This window comes from Acaryochloris marina MBIC11017, from assembly GCF_000018105.1.
GTDB classification, from domain to species: Bacteria; Cyanobacteriota; Cyanobacteriia; order Thermosynechococcales; family Thermosynechococcaceae; genus Acaryochloris; species Acaryochloris marina.
Window position 1 is genome coordinate 12,780 of record NC_009928.1, and the last position, 17,309, is coordinate 30,088.

The window sequence follows — 17,309 nt, forward strand, 5'->3', positions numbered from 1 at the left end:
CGATTAACAAAGAAATTGAGCTATCTCCCCCCTTTTATCAAAAATCTCAGTGAATACAAATGACTTTGTCTCGAAATCCTATCTGATAGATTAGCGTTTTCGCTCTTGCACATATCCCTCATGTCGGGGTTTGACTAAGTGGCAGCGTCTCCATCCAGTCAGTTTGGGGACAGCCTAACTATCAGCATGTATGAGGCTTCCATCTGCATGCTCACGATTCTCTCCAATGTATTTATGGTTGTGCTTAGCGTGCTGTTGACTGGTATTCAGGCAAGGTTATAAATGAGGTTGTGCACAATGAGATTCTTTGACTGCTTCATCATCCGGTCTTCTGGATTTTCCCTCACCCTCACGAGAGGGGCCACCCGGTCCCCTTCTATTGTCTGTTGATGCGGCATCACAGGCCTGCCCTTCCCCATCTCCTTCAAACGAGCACCCATACTCCTCTGAAAACAGTTGATAAAGGAGTTACTACCAGGGTCGGTGACATGATAGTGATAGCCACGAGTTTCATTAGAATGACCCCGGCACTCATCTAAGCTGCTCTCCTCTGCGCTTTGCTCCTCCAATCGAGCGTGAAGTGAGAACCCTTCGAGAGCATGGCCAATCATGAGACTATGCGTATCTTCCTGTGCTACCTCAGTTAGGCAGCCCGTATGGGCATGGTAGTGATAGCCATGATTAAGATGGATATGACCACCGCAGTCGTCAAATGGGGTGAGTGTACGGGCACTCAAAATTGCATTTGTCGGTGCGGGGGGATCAAAATTTACCCCATTGAGCGCTAAACCCCCAGATGTGCGAGCGATTTGCCTCGGTTTTGTTTGCTGAACAGGCTTGATCGGGATGATGTGAGTGTTAACCATGCCTTTCTCTAAATAGGACAGTAAGCACTGCACACAGAAATTTTGGTAGTCTTCATCAACATTTGGACGAGCAGCAACGCAGGCCTCTTTTGAATCCGTGACTCGAACGGAGCCATCGTCTCGATAGAGTTTCCATTGATCGTCGCTGTAAAAAGCCTCCAGATTTTTGATAAAAGCGCCATCAACATTATTAATTTTGCCGCCGTCTGGCCAGATTCCGCCAGCTTTATCTCCATCACTAATAGTTTCTGGGCACCATGGCACTGCTTGATGATCCACCGGAGTGGATTTAACGGTGATGCGGTAACAGATTGTTTCTGTTCCTCCTGACAGCGTACACAATTCCTCTGCAATATCACCTACTAAGGCATCTTCATAAAATAGAGTGGGATCGACACTTACAGTCCCTCCCCCACTGTGCTGATTACAAGCTTGGATGATCAAGCCAACCACCATTACACCCAGCCAAGATGTTATGGTCTTACACTTCATGGGAAGTCTATGGTGATTAAACCCCAGAAATAGCGATACTTTCATGGGTAATCTGGACAATAAAGGTAATTGGACATTAAGGGGCCACCCTAAGGGTTTCAGAGTTATCCAATGGATAACGGCAAGGCCCATTTAACAATCTTCTGGATGACTACATGTATTGAGCATGGTTGAAGCTGCAGCCTCTGTCATGTCCCATATGGCCAAAATTTATAGGCCATTGGTCATGGGTCGAATGGCTAGGATTGCTAAACATTAGATAGAGCGATTATTCTTGAGCTGACACCCCTGCACGCTGATAATTGCCAATGGCTCAGGGTACCAATCTTCTTTATCAAAGATACCGCTCCATAGCATTAGCGGTTTATATCTGTGTGCTATTAGCAGGTCTTTTAGATTGGCTGGATGGTGGTTTAGGTCCCCGTTCTATCATCACAGCACCTGATAGCTTACGTTTTTTTGTTTTTGCTAGCACTGTTCTTGCACTGACCGGGCTAGAACTCCGGACGTTAGTCAATGGAACTTATTCCCCGACCCGCAAGAAGAATGTCTTACTCTTTTTGGTCAGGTTAGTGCTGTTTTCAGGTGCTTGTCTCGTCACTGATCTTCATTACTCGAAAATTCTGTTTTTACCTATTCTTTTGTACGGATACTTTACAGTCAGTCAAAGATTGAGTTATGTCATTGCTCTGTTAGGGGTTGCCATCCTATTTATCCTCAGCGCCGCTAATATTGGCGGCATAAGGCCACCACCACCATTAGGTGTGTCCAAGCTGGGCGGTCTGATTGACAGAAGTACTGGCTCACTGATTGCCTTATTATTCACACTCCTGTTGGCCCAAGCCATGTCCGAGGCTATCCAGGCTCAACAAAAGCTTACCCATTTACTGCAGTCTCTGGAATCTTCCCATAGACAACTTCAAGCTTATGCCAGCCGAGTTGCTGATTTAGCAGCCATAGAAGAACGGAATCGATTAGCTCGGGATATTCACGATAGTCTGGGGCATCATTTAGCCGCGATTAACATTCAACTGGAAAAAGCCAGTGCTTATCGAGAGCGAGATTCTGACCGGGCCTATGAAGCGGTTAAGCATGCCCAGGAAACTGTACAAGATGCCCTCAAAGATGTGCGTGCATCCGTTAGCAGCTTACGTCAGGAAGGAATACCTTTTGCTTTTCAAGCTTCACTAGAAGAATTGATCCGACGCATGGATCATAGCGACCTTGATATCACCCTAAACCAATCTGGAGAGTGTGTGAACTACAGTAGTCTTAAGCTGATGACGTTGTATCGCGTGCTCCAAGAAGGGTTGACCAATATACATAAGCACGCCCATGCCAGTCAAGCGCATATCAACCTCAATTTTGGCCCTCAAAATATCACGCTAGAACTGATAGATAATGGTTTGGGATTCGACGTCGCAGCCTGGAAGTCACAGAAGAATCAACAAACCAACCATGGCATCATTGGCTTACAGGAACGCCTTAGTTTGGTGGGTGGAACCCTCGATATCACCAGTCATTCCCAAGCCACAACCCTCGCTATCAATATCCCCCAAGACCTTCCTCAGATCAATTACCGGGCTGAGTAAACGCTATGGCTATTCAAATTTTGTTGGTCGATGATCAATACCTGATCCGGGAAGGGATTGCCTCCTTGTTAGAACTGGAAGAGGATCTGGAGGTAGCGGGGATGGCAGCTAATGGTAAAGAGGCCATAAAACAAGCCATTGACCTGAAACCCAATATCATCCTGATGGATATCAGAATGCCTGAACTGAATGGGGTTGAGGCAACGGCCAAAATCAAGCAATCACTCCCCCATTGTCAAATCATTATGTTGACCACATTCGATGATGAAGAGCTAATTGTGCAGTCGCTACTGGCAGGGGCGTGTGGTTATCTGATGAAGGACATTCCCCCGGACGATCTTGGGCAAGCGATTAAGTTGGCCGATGCGGGCGTGTTTCAGCTCGCACCTGAGGTTGCTGGTAAATTAATTGGTTCACTCAAAACTCAACGGGCTGGTGACGCTCCCAAACTTCCTACCGATACACCACTGACAACCAGAGAACTCGAAGTTTTAAAGCTGCTCGCCAAAGGCAACACGAATAAAGAAATTGCCAAAGCGTTTAACTTGAGTGAGGGAACCGTCAAAAACCACGTTTCCAATATTTTAATGAGACTTGGACTCAGAGACCGCACCCAGGCAGCCGTTTACGCAGTAGAGCATGGCTTGAGTTGAAACGAAATAGAGGGTCACGGGACCCAATCTGACTACCTATTCATCATTACCTCTCAGTCTATTGGTACTTTTTGCCTAAATTGATTTATGTCAAAAGAGCTATATAGGGAGTGTCGATTGACCCTAGCAAGACTAGTTAGAAATCAAATACATTTCAAATGATTAGGTTTATTTGCATGCTGTTTTCTGCGAAAGACAGTCTATCAACGAATCATCTTTAAGATATGAAGTCACGAGCCCTATGTGGTGTGGCAGCTGCACTACTTGAATTATCAATAATATTTACTCTCTATCAGTCGGTGAGCTGATTAACTTTCTATCTCATTTGTTTGTAGTTTCTTTGGAGTCTTTCACTTAAAGCTGAAGCACATCAAAGGATTGCCAGTGCAAGGTGAATGTGAAGTATGTATTTGAATCTGAGATCGCAAGGGTTAGGGTTGGCAATGATGGTGTTGCTATCGGCCTGTACCGTTCAAGCAGCGGATGACGCGAAGAAGTCCAAGGCTAGCCCTAAGATTGCTGCCGTTGATGTTGCAATCGCAAAACCGAATACGGATCATATCCTGGACTCCTTTACAGGGACGACGGCACCGATCCAAGAAGTGATGGTGCGATCTCAAGTGGATGGACAACTGCAAAAACTAGCGGTAGAGGTCGGTGATCGGGTCGAGAAAGGACAGATCCTAGGACAACAAGATGATGGGGTTCTCACCGACACGGTCAACACCGCCCGCGCTGAAAGAGAAGCCCAGGTGGTCGATGTCGCTAAAGCCCGTAGCCAAGTGGGAGCTGCTAAGGCCAACGTTGAACAAGCCCGTCTCGCCCTAGTCCAAGCGAAAGGTAATGTTCTACAGTTGCAAAATGCTGCCCGCGCCAATATTGAAGCTGCCCGTCTCGAAGCCCAACAAAACCGCCAGGATGCAAACCGATTAACGCAACTCGCTAATGCAGGTGCAACATCCCAGCAAGAGGCCGAACAGGCCCGCACCTTAGCCCAGCGAACACAGCAAACCTTGGTGAATACCCAAGCCAACAGTGTCCAGGAAATCACCCAGGCCCAAACCGCCGTCAAAACTGCTGAACAAGCCTTACAGGCTGCCATCGCCCAAGTTGACATTGAGCAAGGCACCGTTAATGCAACCCAAAGAAGAGTCTATGCTCAGCAATCTGTTCTCAACCAAGCCCTAGGGCAGCGATCCTTTACAGTGCTCTCAGCGCCCTTAACCGGCGTCGTTATGGAGCGCTTAAGCGAAGCAGGCAATCTCTTACAGACCGGCGATTCGATTCTGCGTCTCGGTGATTTCAAAAAGATTAAAATCACTATTCAAGTCCCCGCCAGGCTGTTGTCTCAACTTCGCATGGGACAACAGGCCAAGATCACCCTGGATGCCTTTCCCCAACAAGAATGGTCTGGCAAAATCACTCTCATTTCGCCCCTCGCCAACACCACATCGCGGTTGTTACCTATCGAAATTTTGATGGATAACCCCGGCAAAATGAGCAGTGGGCTACTGGCTCGAGTCAGCTTTGTCCAACCGCAACAAGGTCGGGTTTGGGTGCCTGAGGCTGCCATACAGACCAGTCAATCTCGGAAAGGTCCATCCTCCACACCCAAACCGTCTAATCCAGATCACCCTTCATCCCAGCAGCGCCCGTCACCGCAGCCACCTACAGATCGCAAACAGACACCCACCTCCAACCAAGCCACCCTGTTTGTGCTCGACAAAGCTAGTCCACAGCCCCGCGTCACCTCTCGCCAAGTTCAGTTGGGGGCGCAACGCAATGGTCAAGTGGAAATCATTCAAGGGCTGACCTCAGGCGAATCCTTTGTCAGTCGTAGCAGTCAGCCCCTAAAGGACGGAGCCACCGTCCGCTTGAGCGCCCTCTCAGAATCGTCATCTTCGGTGAACCCCTAATGGAAAGGTCTACCTTAAGCCTCAGCACCCTCTCCATTCGACGACATATTGGCGTATTCATGTTGACCCTGACCATCGTAGTGTTGGGCCTGTTTTTTCTCTCGACCCTGCAAGTGGACTTGCTGCCCTCCATTACCTATCCCCGGATTGGGGTGCGGTTAGAAGCACCTGGTATTTCCCCCGATGTTGCGGTTGATGAAATCACCGATCCCCTAGAGGAAGCCTTGCTGGCGACAGAAGGCGTAGTGCAAATTTACTCCCGAACGCAAGAAGGGTCCGTCAGCGTTGATCTCTATTTTCAGCCTGGGGGCAATATTGACCAAGCCCTCAACGATGCCACCGCGGCCTTGAATCGCGCCCTCAATGATCTACCTGACACCATTGAGCAGCCCCGTCTGTTTAAATTTGACCCCTCACAATTACCGGTCTACGAAATGGCCCTGACATCGCCAGGCCTGGACGACTCAGAACTCCGAGTGTTTGCTGAGGAAACCCTGAACCGAGAGTTGGGACTCGTCCCTGGGGTCTCGTCCGCTGAAGTCTCTGGGGCCGCAGACGAAGAAATTCAGATCAATCTTGACCTCAACCGGATGCAGACTATCGGGGTGAGTATGACGGAGGTACTCAACGCGCTCAGTACCCGCAATCAGGATATTTCTGGAGGGCAGATCCTGGGACAGCTGACTGAACCGCTCACACGCACGATAGGGCAATTTCAATCTGTCGATGAGATTGAATCCCTGATTTTGAATGTGGCTGCTCTGTCTTCTACCAATGAGACAGGGGGCGCTCCCCTCTCCACCACTCAGCAGGCCCTGCAGGGAGACCAACAGGTGTACCTCCGGGATATTGCCGAGGTCGTGGATGGAGCGGCTGAGCAGCGGGTGTTCGTCAATCTCAATCAAACCCCTGCGGTTAAACTTAGCCTGCAAAAACAGCCCGATGCCAATACAGTCGTGGTGGTGGATGGTATCAAGGCCAAGCTGGCAGAGCTGGTGCAACGAGAAATTATTCCCGCCGAGATGGTGATTATTCCGACCCTAGACGAGTCAGTCTTTATTCGCAATGCGATTCGTAATGTTGCCATCTCAGGGCTCAGTGGGATGGTGCTGGCCGCATTGGCGGTCTTGCTCTTTTTGGGGTCTCTACGACAGACCCTGATTATTGTGCTGGCCATTCCCTTAGCAACCCTCACTTCCATTATTTTGATGCGGCTGTTTGGTCTCTCCATGAATGTGTTTAGCTTAGGTGGCTTAGCCCTTGGTGTCGGCATTGTGGTGGACAACGCCATTGTCATGCTGGAGACCATTGTTCAGGGCACCCAGACCCAAGCCTCGAATAATGGATATTCGAAGCAGGAGAAGATCCTCAGGCAGGCGGAGCAGAGCAGTCGGCAAGTGGAATCAGCCTTGGTAGCATCCACGAGTACCAACTTGGTAGCTGTCTTACCGTTTTTAATGATTGGTGGATTTATTGCCCTCCTCTTTAATGAACTCCTCCTCACCATCAGTTTTGCGATTAGCGCTTCAATTCTAATTGCCCTGACGGTCGTTCCGATGTTAGCCTCGCGGCTATTGATGGTTCATAGATCGAGTCGGGTCGGTCAAACCTGGCTGCTCGTGCAGTTTCGAGAACGGTTTGAGCGTGCGACCCTGAGCTATTGTCGAGGTTTAGGATGGGTCTTGAAATGGCGATGGCAAGTGGTCGTAAGCGCGATTCTGATCCTCGGTATCAGCAGTCTAGGGATGCTAGAGCAAATTCCACAAGAAATTTTGCCGCCAATTAATACAGGGCAGGCCTCATTGGTGGCTCAGTTCCCTGTGGGGACAACCCTAGAGCAGAATCGCCTCGTCATGGCGAAGGTAGAAGCAATTTTAGCTGAGCAACCAGAGACCGCCTATGCTTTCATAACGGCTGGGGGGTCTATTCGAGGGACGAATCTGAGTGAAAATCCGTTGAGGGGTTCGGGTTCCATTACTCTGAAGCCCAACGCTGATGTGGAGGCCTATACCCAGAAGGTTAGCCAAGCAATTGACAAGCTGAACTTGGTGGATATCCGAATCCGCGTTTCTCCTGGGCAGGTGCGTGGGTTGATTACCAGTAATTCGCCGATTCGAGGAGCAGATATTGATGTGATGCTGCAGGGTGAAAATTCACAGCGGTTAAGCCAGGCTGGCCGACAGGTGTTAGGCGCTCTGAGTGATCAAGTGACTGGGGCGCGGTTCCGTCCAGACAATGATCCGGACCAACCTGAGCTGCAGATCTCCCCTGACTGGGAACGAGTTGCGGCTCTGGGGCTATCTGCCCAACAGATTGGTGAGACGATTCAGACGGCTGTGGAGGGTTGGGTGCCTACGCAGCTCCAGCAAGGGAGTCGTCTCATTGATATTCGCGTCCAGCTTGATCCCAAATCCCTGCAAATGGAAGAGCAATTAGCCCAACTCCCCCTGTTTACGGAGGGTAATCAGTTTGTGCAGCTTGCGGATGTGGCCCAGATTGGTGTAGGAGCAGCTCCTCTAGAAATCCAGCGGATTAATCAGCAACCCGTCTACTTAGTGGGGGGTAACTTAGCTGAAGGGGCGCGGCTAAGTGATGCCCTGGCGGAGGTGGAGTCGGTGTTAACAACCCTTACCCTTCCAGACGGCGTGTCTCTACTGCCCAGCACAGCGGCCCAGAGTAATCGAGCGTTACAACAGGCACTGCAAACGTTAGGGGGCCTGGCGGCATTTCTGGTCTTCGTGGTGATGGCCGTGCAATATAACTCTCTGATCGATCCCCTTGTTATTTTGTTTACGGTTCCCTTGGCCTTGTCGGGAGGCCTTTTTGGTCTCTACATTACCCAGACTGCCATCGGTGCCACGGTGATTGTGGGGGTGGTTCTATTGGTGGGGATTGTCGTCAATAACGCCATCATCATGGTGGAGTTAGCCAATCAGATCTATTTTCAGTCCGGGCAAGATCGCCAAGCTGCCATTTTGCAGGCAGCGCCCCAACGCTTAAAGCCCATTATGATGACCACCATGACCACGGTGTTGGGGATGCTTCCCCTAGCTCTCGGCATTGGTCAAGGTTCAGAGTTTTTGCAACCGTTGGGCATCGTGGTTTTTGCCGGACTCTCCTTAGCAACCTTGCTTACCCTGTATATTATTCCTTGCTTTTATGTGATTCTTCATAATGCCGAGTGCCAGCAAAGAGGCCTTTCACTAAAAACAAAGACATTACCTTTCCATCGTCTTTTTCAAAGGTTGCGCTCTTAATTGATATCCGAATCAATGCCCTTAGAACTAAGGATATGTCCATGATTGGACCCTAAGGAAAAGATGACTCAACGTTTGAGACCAGTCTGTAAACAATAGCGTCGTCAAGCTTAGCTTCAGTAGTGGATTAGGTTAACGACCGATTGCCATCTACTGCATGATGGCCCCAACTGTACTTCATTAACTGACAACGATGACTGACTATCCCAGAAATTTCAAGTTAAACCGAACCGATATTGCGATCTCATATTTGCTACTCCGCCTCCTGATTGGCGTCAACTTTCTCAATCATGGACTAACACGGATTGGCAATATTCCAAGCTTTGTCGAAAGTATGGTGAAAGCCATGGAGAATTCGTACTTTCCTGAACCCTTGGTTCGCATCAATGCTTTTTTAGTTCCTGTTGTAGAACTGATTGTGGGTCTGCTCATCATTTTAGGTTGGCAAACCCGTATTGCGCTGACAATTACATCTGGTCTGATGGTGATTCTGATGCTCGGTGTTACCTCAGTTCAAAATTGGCAAGCCGCAGGGGACCAGTTGGTCTATGGTGTGATTTTGTTCATCCTGTTGGCCTGTCGTAGTTTCAATACTGTTTCAGTGGACTATTGGCTAAAGCGTAAAACGACACCATCAGAACGATCTCGGTAATTGGGAAGATATAACGACCTTCTAAACATCCGTTCAGATCAAAAAAAGTGGAGAAAAGCACTGTGTGATGACAGCTGCTTGATAACACTGAAAACCTGAACATCGACACCAGTCATATTGTGATTGTTGGGTCAAGTGCTGAAGGTAGTTTGGCGGCAGCTCTTACCCAATTTACCTGTGATCGCGGCAAAATACACTTGGCACATCAATTGCTTTTATATCCAATGCTTGACCCGCTAAACATTACACAGGCTGGTGGGGATATTGACGGCACCTATTATTTAGACTCGCGCCAACAATCTGTTTGGTTGGACAACCTATTTAGGTCAAGAACCTGAAGCAGGAGTAATTCCCAAGTATGCATCCGCTTTCTACAATCATGCTCTTACTAATTTGCCACCTGCCACAATCATGGTCGGCGATATTGATTTATTCGCCCAGGAATGCATCGCTTATGCTACTAAACTCTCGGCAGCAGGAATTCCGGCAGAATTACACGTCTACCCAGGCGGTGTTCATGGGTTTGAAGATGCGAACCCCGAAGCGCGTATCTCAAAACAGTTTCTCGCCACGCGGGACAGCACATTGAAAGCGGCTTTGGAGAATCAGATTTGATAAAAGTGAACAGTATCCATTCGGGTTTACTCATTGTTTCTGGCTACGCTCTTTATGGATTCCAGAGATCTACTTGAGAAGACATTCTAAAAGCGCTGTAAGTTAGCCTTTTTCTCGTTTTAGAGTGTTGTGTACAAATTTGAAGAAGCCCAGACAGAAGGGAACTTCTCTTACGAAATGCATCGGTACGGCCTAAACCAAGGTCAAGGTTATAGTTGCATAAAGCAACCTTGGAATTAAAGAAAATTCAAATAAATAAAACAACAGTTCTCTTGTTTTAATCTGATGTTTTACAACAATCAAGTTGTTAATTAAGAATAATTCCAAAATGTAGCTTATGCTACATAAGTATAGACTGTTCTTGTCGCTTTTTATATAGTTAAATAAAGGATATATATGGATCTTTTCTGCAATTTTTTGACAGAGAATAGTGTTTTAATTTTAGTTATTTTTTAGCGCTTATTCACGCTCGTAAATCATTAGAAGTTTGATAATAAAGCCACAAATTCTAACATTCTAATCCTTCTGAATTAGTAATGGAGCTTATTTAGATAAAAGTACTTGAGAGTTCTGATAAATAATTAATATTGAGGTATTTAATATGACTCAGGCTGGACCTGAACCATTCTTTCCTCCCTGCTCGTGCCATCAAGATAGTTTTGCGCAAGAAGGCCATATCCTGAATCGCGACCCACGAGTAGAAATGCTTTTATTACAATCTTCTTTATTGAGAGAGGTGACGAATGAGATTCAACAAAATCTTGATACTCATACGATCTTTCAGTTCGCTGTTGATAAGATTCAGAATGCACTAAATGCAGATCGAGTTGCAATATTTAAATTTGATCTTGAGTCTAACTATACAGAAGGTATTTTTGTCGCAGAAAAGGTTTTTCCAAGATTTTGTTCAGTCCTTGCAACTCAGGTGCGCGACGAGTATTTTGGTCAATCATACGTTTTGAAATACCAGCTTGGACAAGTATTTACAGTTACAGATATTGATGACGCCGGATTAAGTGATCACCATATCCATATTCATAAACAGTTTCAAGTGAGGGCAACTTTGGTTGTACCCATCCTCCTAGAGAACCAGCTCTGGGGATTGTTATGTATTCACCAATGCTCTGGACCTCGTGTATGGTTGCCTACTGAGATAGAGTTTGTGCAACACATAGCTGCTCAACTTAGTCTTGCTCTCAAACAAGCAGAACTATATGAGCATGCCTTGGAAAAATCTCATCAACTAGAAATCGCACTACATCAAGTTGAATTTCAAAAAGAACAAGAAGCATGGAAGGCTAAGGTTGAGCGTAATATTTCCGAGATTATTCAGCGTATCCGTCAAAGCTTAGATATTGAGGACATTTTTGGAGCAACAACTCAAGATGTACGTGAGTCATTGGAGTGTGATCGCGTTGTTATCTATCAATTTTGGCCAGACTGGTCTGGAGAATTTCTTGTTGAATCAACAGCGCCCGGCTTGATACCGCTTTCAGAATTAGATGTACCGATGACCTGGCAGGATACGTATTTACAAGAAAATCAGGGTGGGAAGTTTAAAGATAATGCCCCTACTGTTGTGGCTGACATTTATCAACAATCTTATACAGATTGTCATCTAGAGATTCTGGAATGGTTTGACATTCGAGCCTATATGGTTGTCCCTGTGTTCATTGGCAAAACGTTATGGGGGTTGTTAGCTGCATATCAACTGAACCATCCTCGCCAATGGCAAAAGGTTGAACTGTATCTCCTCAAACAAGCCGGAGCCCAATTGGGTGTGGCATTGCAACAAGCAGAATTACTAAATCAACTTCGAGAGTCTAAAAACAAAGCAGAAGCTGCTAATCAAGCCAAAAGTGCATTTCTGGCAAACATGAGCCATGAGCTGAGAACACCCCTCAATGCCATCTTGGGATTTAGCCAATTATTGGCTCGGGATGAGAATCTAACCCTTTCTCAAAAACAAAACCTCAACTCCATAAATCGAAGTGGTTCCCATCTTCTGAATTTAATCAATGATGTTCTTGAGATGTCAAAGATTGAAGCAGGTAAAATCTCGCTAAATCCAACCAACTGTGACTTACTTCTATTACTAGATTCCCTTCAGGAAATGTTTGCATTGAAAGCCAAATCGAAGGGTTTGGTCCTGAACATCCAGAAATCTAGCAAGATACCACTCTATATTTACATTGATGAAAACCGATTGAGACAAGTGTTGATCAATCTGTTAACCAATGCATTGAAATTTACAGAGTCTGGCTCTGTTACTCTCAGGGTATCCACTCAAGCTATTTCTTTGCCAGAGGAATCAGCCACCCATCCTCAGAATGACACCACCCAACCCAGCCTCTCGCTTTATTTTGAGGTTGAAGATACAGGGATAGGAATCGCTGAAGATGAACTGGATGACATCTTTGACGCTTTTATTCAAACATCATCTGGGCAACAATCTCAGGAAGGAACAGGATTGGGTCTTGCGATTTGTCACCATTTTGTCAATCTGATGCAAGGTGACATTCAGCTCCAAAGTCGGCAGGGACAAGGAACGACCGTATTTATGCAGATTCCCGTTTGCATTCCAGAAAACAAGGATGTCGAGGAACAAATCTATGAGAATGTAATTGGTCTTGCTCCAGGCCAGTCCCCTCTCCGAATGCTGATCGTTGAAGACAACTTAGAAAACCTTCAAATTATGCATCGGTTGATGACAGATATGGGGTTTGATGTAAGGACAGTCAACGATGGTGAAGCGGCGATTAGCTGTTGGGAGGCTTGGCATCCCCATATCATTTGGATGGATTGGTGTTTACCGGTTAAGAATGGATTTGAAGCGACCAAAACCATTCGGTCTCTTGAATCTCAATATAGGCAGAATACTGTCGATAGTATTGCCCAGAGTAAACATTCTGCTCATCCGAGTTCTAGCCTAAAGACTGACCTATCAGATTCAAGGACAATCATCATTGCGTTAACCGCAAGTGTATTCGAAGACACACAAACTGAATGTAAGGAAGCAGGCTGTGATGATTTTCTGAGCAAACCCTACCAGCAAAGTGTGTTATTTGAGTTACTGGCCAAACACCTTAACGTGAAGTTCATTTACAGCGATCTAGGTTCTACAACCAATGTACATGATGCTCAGGACCAGGAGCTGATCACCGATGAGGAGGTTGTGTTGCAGCTATCTCAACTGTCAGTAGAATGGCTGACCCAAATTTATGAAGCAGCTATTTCGCTGGATGAGGAAGCGATTGGTAAACTATTAACAGAAATTGCTGTTGACTATCCATATTTGACTACGAAACTAAGGAGGCTATTAAGGGCACTTCGGTTTGATCAAATTGCAGATCTTGCTGAAAATACCCAGTTGCTTAAGGAGAACGGTTGATGAATAAACAAGGAGAATCCTTTCTAAATTTTGTTTAGCACAACACTCATCAGGTTCAGATACAAGTATTTAGGGAGCTGCATGCCATACTCTCCGAGATAAGGTAACCAATAGTCAAATAAGATCAACAATTTCGTGATCATCCCATTCACCTTACCACCCGTCACTTCGTGTTGCCCCAGCAATACAGCCAGCTAATCTCAGACCATACAAATAGCTAAATCCAAAACCGTTGGTATCTATCAACATGCCCTCAATGCTCTTAATTAGGAAGGGATTGAGGATTAACATGACCCCTTTTTGCATCAATCGTTGCTATCCCCCAATTAGAGGCAATCTGTAATTGAGTTGGGGGTTGATATTTCAGCCTTAAGTCTCCACGATTATGGGCTGACTGGAGCAACCCGGCAGCGCAAGCTGGACTGCTGAGAGAGGCTTGATGTTGGTCATGGCGGTCTGAAATTACGCCTGACTTCAAAAAAGTCAACGCTGTTGTTGTTGTTGTTGTTGTCTGAATGCCTGCCTAACCTTGTCAAAAACTTGAGAGCCTAATCTTTCTCTGTAAACATCAGCTTCGGGGTGTGACCCTATCTGGTATGAAAGGATCTCCTCACAGCCGCCTCGGTCATCAGTTCTGATATAAGTTCTTGAGGCGGGATTGGGTTGAGGTCTGCGATAGGTTGTATCAATGACATGATATTGGCTTCCGTTATGCTCTACGGTCAACGATAGAACCGCTGTATCTGGGCGATCGTCGGGGTGTTCGATGAGTGAGTTAAAGCACGCATCGGCAACAGGATTAGCCTTGGCAGGCAGGGCTGAGACCAAGCTCGTTAGAATTAATAACTGTAAATGTTTTTTCATGTGTTGTTCCTTATTGAGGTTGATTGAAGGTTCCTACTGGGGGGAGATTGAAATATTTTCTTGGGTTTACGACAGTTCCTGAGTCACGATTCCCTGTGACATACCCCTCAATTACGCCTAAGTCAATATGAGGACCTGTTGAATTGCCTGTACTTCCGACTTCGCCAATTAACTGCCCCGGATCTACAGTATCCCCCGCTTTAACGTAATTAACCTTATTGTGTGCGTACCAAGTGGCTAAGCCGTTACCGTGGTCAATCAGAATCCAGTTACCGTAGTCCCCATTCCAAAAGCTCTCAACGACCACGCCACCATCAGCAGCCGCGAAAGGAGTTCCTGCAAAATGAGCCAGATCAATACCATAGTGAAAGCCCGGAACGCCTGTAACAGGATTTACCCGTGGGCCGTAGTTACTGGTCAGCTTGTAATTATGACTCCCCAATGGATCGGCGAGCCTTCCTGTTGCGACTCCTGATCCTTGCTGAAAAGGCACAGTCCCTGCACTTGCAATCGCACCGGGCCTACAAGGGATGGAATGGCCCGAGGCGGACGCATAAATGCTGTTTGGATCAACCGCTGTACTCTCAACGCCCAACACTCCTAACGTTGCCGCTGCGATAGCTGGATCCTGTGACTCCTGAAAATAGAAGTTTGCCCCGGTATTCCCCCGATAGGGATCACCCGGTTGGCGAATGTGCAACCAATCCTGACCTCTAAAGTCAGTCGCACCTTTGAGAAAAGCTTGTGAGGCCGCAATAGCATTCGGATCGTTAAGTGCTTTTTCGATGGTTTCGTAAGTTGAGATAGCACTTTGGATGCTACGGGTTTTTCTAGCAATACGGCTGATGGCTTCTTCTTTGGAAGTTACCGGGGCTTGACCAAAGTTAGGTTCATATTGCTTCGGCTGGAACACCACATCCGTAATTGTATTTGGGTGCTTGGGAGAAACAACCCGGTTCATGATTGCCACAGCGACATCAATTTGATTTTGTGTCCCAGTGCTTTCCAATGCTGATGTCAAAATTAGGTTGTGAACATCTGTTTCGCTTCCCCAAGCAGACTTGCCAATAGTTTGGGCCTTTGTCCCTTGCGTTCCAGTGCTTTGACCACTCGCTGAAGCGAACTTAGACTTAGCGGCATCAGAACCTGGCTGACCTGGTATACCCTTCAATTGCGGCGCACCTGTTGACCCATCAATGGGTTGAAGGTCTACACCCTCAGCTTCTGCCTTAGCTTGCAAGTCACTGATATCTCCCTGCTTAGTATCACTTTGCCCTGTACTAGCAATAATCTGATTGGGGTCGCAGTACACTTGACTCAGGCCCGCTGCCGTCAACGCTCGGCCCCTAAACTTGGCAATTTCAGCAGGCAGACTCCTGCGACTCGCCACTAGGAACAAGCCCCCTTCTCTAACGGTGAAGGGTGACGGAATCACGAAGAAATGAGGAGTGCATTGTTCTCCAATGAGCGGGGCAGGGACACAGACTTGAATAGCAAGATACAGCCTCGCCGTGCTGGGCTTATTGGGGTATTCCTTAATATTCTTGAGGACAAACTTGGTATTAAAACCTGTCCCAAAGGGATTGATACCTGCTGGCTCCCAACCGCCATTCACCCTCTTGAGGAGTCCCTTACCTCCTTTGACACCCTGACCGTTCTTACCCTTCGAGTGTCCTGCAACCCACTGTTTTCCCTCAATATCGTCATCGCCCGTTGCTTGGGCTAGAGGGGAACTAATAAACTTCCGCATCTCAAAGTGGGGGCAATTGTCCGCTCTCTGGTTTTTGGTCTTGCCAAGAGTGCATTTGATGGGTCGAAAATTCTGGTCTTCCGTACCACCGGACAAGGCATGTTGGGCGGAGGGTTCTTCTGGTCCTTCGACACCACTGTAGGCAATATCAAACCGGGCAAACACATCCCCAGCCAAGAAGCTAAAGGCTAGATCAAAGGGCAGCTTATTGACGGGAATGTCCGAGAGGCCCGGAACGGAGTTGACCAATTCATCCTCAACACCAGGTATCTCTTCAATCGCCAGGTTCGCAATCTTAGGTAGGGTCTGCTCAATAGGCTGATTGACCAGATCGGGGACGGCACCCAAGGGCAAATTCTTGAGTTCAGGCACAACCTTGATGACTTCTTTGACAGCAACATTCGTCCCTTTTGCCAAGAGATAGGCTTGCGCCCTTTTCCTGACTTGCTGCCAGTTGCCATTGATGGCATCACCGACGAGAGGAACAATCTGATTAACGGGCAGTTTCTTGAGGGTGGGGCCAATCTTCTTACCAATCCCCGCTAGCTGAATCTGCTCAGCCTTGGAGATTACACCCTCCCAATTGCCTCGCGCTAAATCCTGAAGCGGAATCCCTTTAAGAGCGGGTATCTTACTGAGGTTGGTAATCAGCACTCTTTCACTCGTGGACAGTGCCGCTTGCTGGAGCTGTTTACCTGCTTGAGAAGGATCATGGAGTACCCCTAGTGCAGCTTGGATGGCGGGAGCGGCATCATCAACGGTGATTTTCTCGCCGTTATTGAGCTTGGTGTAGAGGTTATCGACTTCTTCAACCGATAAACCATAGACAAGGGGCACATCGCCAATGGGTACTCCCGCAATATCCGTGCCCTGCCTCGCTGAAATATCTCGCAGGGTGAGCTTGGTGAAGCTGGCCGTGACGGGGTTTTGCTGCAAGTCTCCAAACTTGAGGATCTGGTCAGGAGTCGCCCCCTGCGGCCATGCCCGATCTATTTGGTAAGGAAGCTGCACCCCATTGGGTAAAGGAGGAATTTCAACATACCCTGCTTGTTCAGCGGTGGTGAGTTGTCGGAACGTGGGGGACGGTCCAGGGTCTGGGTCATAGTACAACCCCGGTAAGTTGACGGGGGTATCTGGGCTGAGTGCAGCCGTCTGTTGCTGCTGCTGAGCTAGAGCAGGGGCTATCTGCGTTAGGGAGGGCAGACTAGCCAGGAAAAAGGCAAGTAATTTCTGTTTCATAAGGGGAATGCTATGGTGCGAT

Annotated in this window: 12 protein-coding genes; 8 read left to right on the forward strand and 4 right to left on the reverse strand. The window is 47.3% G+C overall.

The window, feature by feature from the left end:
* Positions 1–266 precede the first annotated feature (266 nt).
* The gene (locus AM1_RS32135) at positions 267–1,358 is read right to left on the reverse strand and encodes a YHYH protein (RefSeq protein ID WP_148216053.1); all 1,092 of its coding nucleotides are present in this window, start codon (positions 1,356–1,358) and stop codon (positions 267–269) included.
* Between the two features lie 308 nt (positions 1,359–1,666).
* On the opposite strand from AM1_RS32135, the gene AM1_RS32140 reads away from it, so the two are divergent.
* From AM1_RS32140 to AM1_RS32170, 8 genes are all read left to right on the forward strand, one after another.
* Positions 1,667–2,950, forward strand: coding sequence for a sensor histidine kinase (locus AM1_RS32140; protein ID WP_012167293.1), 1,284 nt, complete (start codon positions 1,667–1,669; stop codon positions 2,948–2,950).
* Positions 2,951–2,955: 5 nt separating this feature from the next.
* Complete coding sequence (locus tag AM1_RS32145) at positions 2,956–3,603, forward strand: response regulator (protein ID WP_012167294.1); 648 nt, start codon at positions 2,956–2,958, stop codon at positions 3,601–3,603.
* A 404-nt stretch (positions 3,604–4,007) separates the two neighbouring features.
* Positions 4,008–5,519: an efflux RND transporter periplasmic adaptor subunit gene (locus tag AM1_RS32150; RefSeq protein ID WP_238549367.1), complete on the forward strand. Its 1,512-nt coding sequence runs from the start codon at positions 4,008–4,010 to the stop codon at positions 5,517–5,519.
* Complete coding sequence (locus tag AM1_RS32155; RefSeq protein WP_012167296.1) at positions 5,519–8,776, forward strand: efflux RND transporter permease subunit; 3,258 nt, start codon at positions 5,519–5,521, stop codon at positions 8,774–8,776. The genes AM1_RS32150 and AM1_RS32155 overlap by 1 nt, the downstream gene beginning before the upstream one ends.
* Positions 8,777–8,969: 193 nt before the next feature.
* Positions 8,970–9,428, forward strand: coding sequence for a DoxX family protein (locus tag AM1_RS32160; RefSeq protein WP_012167297.1), 459 nt, complete (start codon positions 8,970–8,972; stop codon positions 9,426–9,428).
* A gap of 119 nt (positions 9,429–9,547) precedes the next feature.
* Positions 9,548–9,766: an alpha/beta hydrolase fold domain-containing protein gene (locus AM1_RS44575; RefSeq protein WP_071820016.1), complete on the forward strand. Its 219-nt coding sequence runs from the start codon at positions 9,548–9,550 to the stop codon at positions 9,764–9,766.
* A gap of 10 nt (positions 9,767–9,776) precedes the next feature.
* Positions 9,777–10,043: an alpha/beta hydrolase gene (locus tag AM1_RS44120; protein ID WP_269150243.1), complete on the forward strand. Its 267-nt coding sequence runs from the start codon at positions 9,777–9,779 to the stop codon at positions 10,041–10,043.
* A gap of 601 nt (positions 10,044–10,644) precedes the next feature.
* Positions 10,645–13,434 (forward strand): GAF domain-containing protein, encoded by a 2,790-nt coding sequence (locus tag AM1_RS32170; protein WP_012167300.1) that lies wholly within the window; start codon positions 10,645–10,647, stop codon positions 13,432–13,434.
* Between the two features lie 262 nt (positions 13,435–13,696).
* Here AM1_RS32170 and AM1_RS42595 read toward each other — a convergent pair whose 3' ends face one another.
* From AM1_RS42595 to AM1_RS44125, 3 genes are read right to left on the reverse strand one after another with little or no spacing between them, the layout of a single operon-like run.
* On the reverse strand, positions 13,697–13,921 hold the full coding sequence (locus AM1_RS42595; RefSeq protein ID WP_041661307.1) for a hypothetical protein: 225 nt from the start codon (positions 13,919–13,921) through the stop codon (positions 13,697–13,699).
* Positions 13,918–14,298, reverse strand: coding sequence for a hypothetical protein (locus AM1_RS32180; RefSeq protein ID WP_012167304.1), 381 nt, complete (start codon positions 14,296–14,298; stop codon positions 13,918–13,920). The genes AM1_RS42595 and AM1_RS32180 overlap by 4 nt, the downstream gene beginning before the upstream one ends.
* Before the next feature lie 10 nt (positions 14,299–14,308).
* The gene (locus AM1_RS44125; protein ID WP_269150242.1) at positions 14,309–17,287 is read right to left on the reverse strand and encodes a peptidoglycan DD-metalloendopeptidase family protein; all 2,979 of its coding nucleotides are present in this window, start codon (positions 17,285–17,287) and stop codon (positions 14,309–14,311) included.
* Between the last annotated feature and the right edge of the window lie 22 nt (positions 17,288–17,309).

Coding starts and splice junctions, on each gene's coding strand:
- AM1_RS32135 (WP_148216053.1), bottom strand. CDS start 1,358: ATGAAGTGTAAGACCATAACATCTTGGCTGGGTGTAATGGTGGTTGGC.
- AM1_RS32140 (WP_012167293.1), top strand. CDS start 1,667: ATGGCTCAGGGTACCAATCTTCTTTATCAAAGATACCGCTCCATAGCA.
- AM1_RS32145 (WP_012167294.1), top strand. CDS start 2,956: ATGGCTATTCAAATTTTGTTGGTCGATGATCAATACCTGATCCGGGAA.
- AM1_RS32150 (WP_238549367.1), top strand. CDS start 4,008: ATGTATTTGAATCTGAGATCGCAAGGGTTAGGGTTGGCAATGATGGTG.
- AM1_RS32155 (WP_012167296.1), top strand. CDS start 5,519: ATGGAAAGGTCTACCTTAAGCCTCAGCACCCTCTCCATTCGACGACAT.
- AM1_RS32160 (WP_012167297.1), top strand. CDS start 8,970: ATGACTGACTATCCCAGAAATTTCAAGTTAAACCGAACCGATATTGCG.
- AM1_RS32170 (WP_012167300.1), top strand. CDS start 10,645: ATGACTCAGGCTGGACCTGAACCATTCTTTCCTCCCTGCTCGTGCCAT.
- AM1_RS32180 (WP_012167304.1), bottom strand. CDS start 14,298: ATGAAAAAACATTTACAGTTATTAATTCTAACGAGCTTGGTCTCAGCC.
- AM1_RS44125 (WP_269150242.1), bottom strand. CDS start 17,287: ATGAAACAGAAATTACTTGCCTTTTTCCTGGCTAGTCTGCCCTCCCTA.